Annotated in this window: 1 protein-coding gene; it reads left to right on the top strand. The window is 73.9% G+C overall.

The window, feature by feature from the left end; genetic code table 11:
* Window positions 1-4,129: SDR family NAD(P)-dependent oxidoreductase (locus tag ACPCK6_RS29340; RefSeq protein ID WP_423482827.1), on the top strand; the 4,129-nt coding region annotated here is incomplete at both ends.

The following is a 4,129-nucleotide window of genomic DNA, read 5'->3' as shown; positions in this document are numbered from 1 at the left end:
GGCGGACGCCGCGGAGATCACCGAGCCCGGCTACTGGGTGCGGCACGTGCGGCAGCCGGTGCGGTTCGCCGATGGGGTGGCGGCGTTGCGGGCACAGGGGGTGGACACCTTCCTGGAGGTCGGCCCGGATGCGACGTTGACGGCGATGGTGGCGGAGATCGTCGCTGATGCGGGGGTGCGACGGGTTCCGGCGTCGCGGCGGGACCAGTCGGAGGTTGCTGCGGTGACGGCGGCGTTGGGGCAGTTGTGGGTGGCGGGTGTGCCGGTCGACTGGGCTGCGTACCACGGTCAGACCGGTGCCCGGCCGGGGGTTGTCGACCTGCCCACGTACGCCTTCGACCACCGGCGCTACTGGATCAACGCGACGACGCGGTCCTACCGTCCCCCCGCTGCCCGGCGTACCGCCGCCGACGAGGACTTCTGGCGGGCGATTGAGGCGGAGGACCTGACGACCCTCGCCGAGAGCCTGGCCGTCGACGCCGACGCCCCCCTCGCGGACGTGCTGCCGGCGCTGTCCACCTGGCGACGCCGCCGGGACGCCGAGGCGGCCCTCGACTCCTGGCGCTACCGGGTGGCCTGGCAGCCGCTCACGGACGACGCCGCCCGCGCCGAGGCGAGCGACTTCCTGCTCGTCGTACCGGCCGACGCCGACGCGGCCGTGACGGACTGGGCCGCCGCCCTCGGCGCCGCCGGCGGGCGGATCGTCGAGGTCGACGCCACGTGCGACCGTAAGCGCCTCGCCCACGACCTCGCCGAGGCGTCGACCGGCCGCGACGGGGACGTGCTGCCCGTACTCTCCCTGCTGGCCCTCGACACCCGGCCGTACGCCGGGGCCGCCTCCGTGCCGACGTGCCTCGCCGGCACGGTCGCGCTCGCGCAGGCCCTCGGCGACGCCGGGATCACCGCCCGGCTCTGGATCGCCACCCGCGGCGCGGTCTCCGTCGGATCCCGGGACCGGCACGTCGACCCCGTGCAGGCCATGGCGTGGGGCTTCGGCAGCGTGCTGCGCGCCGAGCACCCGCATCGGTGGGGCGGGCTCGTCGACCTCCCCGAGCAGCCCGACCAGGGCGTCGTGCGGATGCTCCGGACGCTGATCGCCGGCACCGGCCGGGAGGACGAGATCGCCCTGCGCGGCACCGGCGGCCACGCCCGCCGGCTCGTTCGTGCGACGTACGGCGACACCGGTGCGCGCGGTTCCTGGACGCCGCGCGGCACGGTGCTGATCACCGGCGGCACCGGGGCACTCGGGGGACACGTCGCCCGCGCGCTGGCCGCCGAAGGAGCCGAACACCTCCTCCTGGTCAGCCGGCGGGGTGGCGAGGCGCCCGGCGCGACCGCCCTCGCCGAGGAACTCGCCGGGCTCGGCACCCGGGTCACCCTCGCGTCCTGCGACGTGGCCGACCGGGCCGCGCTCGCGACGCTGCTCGACTCGATCCCCGCCGAGCTTCCGCTGAACGCGGTCGTGCACACCGCCGCGGCCCTCGACGACAACGTCGTCGACGCCGTGAGTGTCGACCAACTGGCCACCGCCCTGCGGGCGAAGGTCGACGCCGCGCGCAACCTGGACGAGCTGACCCGGGGCAGCGACCTCTCCGCCTTCGTCCTCTTCTCCTCCCTCGCCGGCCTCATGGGCGCCGCCGGCCAGGCCACGTACGCGCCCGGCAACGCGTTCCTCGACGCCCTGGCGCAGCGCCGCCGCGCCGAGGGGCTGCCGGGCACCTCGCTCGCCTGGGGCCTGTGGGCCGACGGCGGGGTGAGCGCGGGCGACTTCGAACAGCGGCTCAGCCGTACCGGTTTCGGCGCGATGGCGCCGGAGACAGCCGTGCGCGCCTTCAGCCGGGCGCTGGACCGCGACGAGACGTACCTCGTCGTGGCCGACATCGACTGGGCCCGGGTGGCCGCCACCGGTCCTCGGCGCGCCCACCCGCTGGTCCGCGACCTGCTGGCCGAGGCCGGCGCGGCGGTGCCCGCCGACGCCCCAGTGCCGGCGGCCGACCTGCGCCTGCGCCTGTCGGGAATGCCCGGCACGGAGCAGTTGCGCGTCCTCGGTGAGCTGGTGCGTGCCGAGGTCGCCGCCGTGCTCGGCCACGAGTCCGTCGAGCGGGTGGCGCCGGACCGGGCGTTCCAGGATCTCGGCTTCACCTCGCTGGCAGCTGTCGAGCTGCGCAACCGGCTCGACGCGGCGACCGGCCTCGCGCTGCCGACCACGCTCGCCTTCGACTACCCGAACTCGGCGGCTCTGGCCGGCCACATCCACGCCGAGCTGCTCGGCGGGCAGGCGCTGCCCGTCCCTGCCGCCACCGGCCCCGTCGTGGGCGACGACCCGATCGTCATCGTCGGCATGGGCTGCCGTTTCCCGGCCGGAGCCGAGTCCCCGGAGGGGCTCTGGAACCTGCTGACGGCCGGTGCCGACGCGATGTCGGACTTCCCGGCCAACCGGCACTGGGATCTGGAGTCGCTGGCCGGCACCGACTCCTACGTCTCGCGCGGGGCCTTCCTGGCCGACGCGGGCGGCTTCGACGCGGAGTTCTTCGGCATCTCGCCGCGGGAGGCGCTCGCCATGGACCCGCAGCAGCGGCTGCTGCTGGAGGTCTCCTGGGAGGCGTTCGAAGACGCCCGGATCGAACCTCTCGCGCTGCGCGGCAGCCGCGTCGGGGTGTTCGCCGGCACCAACGGCCAGGACTACGAGACCGTCGTACGCGAGGCCGGTGAGTCGCTCGCCGGGTACGGCGCGACGGGTGCCTCCGCGAGCGTGTTGTCGGGCCGGGTGGCGTACTCGTTCGGGTTCGAGGGGCCGGCGGTGACTGTGGACACGGCGTGTTCGTCGTCGCTTGTGGCGTTGCATCTGGCGGTGCAGGCGCTGCGGTCCGGCGAGTGTGACCTGGCCCTGGCCGGCGGCGTCACCGTGATGTCCACCCCGGGCGCCTTCATCGAGTTCTCCCGCCAGGGTGGGCTGTCGGCGGACGGCCGCTGCAAGGCCTTCGCCGAGTCTGCGGACGGCACCGCGTGGGGCGAGGGTGTGGGCGTCCTCGTCGTGCAGCGGTTGTCGGATGCGCGGCGTGACGGGCGTCGGGTTCTGGCGGTGGTTCGGGGTTCGGCGGTGAATCAGGATGGTGCGTCGAATGGTTTGACGGCGCCGAATGGTCCGTCGCAGCAGCGGGTGATTCGGCAGGCTCTGGCGTTTGCGGGTTTGTCGGCGGCGGATGTGGATGTGGTGGAGGCGCACGGTACGGGTACGTCGTTGGGTGATCCGATCGAGGCGCAGGCGTTGCTGGCGACGTATGGGCAGGGTCGGGATGTGCCGTTGTTGTTGGGGTCGGTGAAGTCGAACATCGGTCATACGCAGGCGGCTGCGGGGGTGGCCGGGATCATCAAGATGGTCTTGGCGATGCGGTATGGGGTGGTGCCGGCGTCGTTGCATGTGGATGTGCCGTCGTCGCATGTGGACTGGTCGTCGGGTGCGGTGGAGTTGGTGACGTCCTCGTGTGAGTGGCCGGGTGTGGGGCGGCCTCGGCGGGCGGGTGTGTCGTCGTTCGGTATTTCGGGGACGAACGCGCACGTCATCATCGAGCAGCCGGAGGTGGCGGCGGAGCCTGCCTCGCGGCCGGTGCAGGGGCCTGCGGCCGCGTCGGCTGCGGAGCCGGTGGCGGCGGCGGAGTCCGTCCACCCCTCGGATGCGCAGCAGCGCGGCGAGACCGACCGGGGCGGATCGGCGGACGGGCTGCCGGTTCCCGCGTCTGCCGACGCCGGTCGCCGCGAACGGGATGGAGATCAGCAGGGCGCGTCCGTCGGTCTGCCGGTGCCGTGGGTGGTGTCGGCTCGCTCCGAGCGGAGCCTGGCGGGTCAGGCGGGGCGGTTGGCGTCGTTCGTGCGGTCCCGGTCCCTGTCGCCGGTGGATGTGTCGTGGTCGTTGGCGACGTCGCGGGCGGCGTTGGAGCATCGGGCGGTGGTGTGGGGCTCGGACGTGGACGAGCTGGTTGCCGGCCTGTCGGCTGTTGCCGAGGGCGGGTCGGTGGTGTCGGGTGTGGTGTCGGCGGGTCGTCGGGCGGTGTTGTTCACGGGTCAGGGTTCGCAGCGTGCGGGTATGGGCCGGGAGCTGTATGACACGTTTCCGGTGTTCGCGCAGGCT

Source organism: Micromonospora sp. AB353 (assembly GCF_049538395.1).
Lineage (GTDB): Bacteria > Actinomycetota > Actinomycetes > Mycobacteriales > Micromonosporaceae > Micromonospora > Micromonospora aurantiaca.
This window is presented reverse-complemented; position numbering and strand designations above follow the sequence as displayed.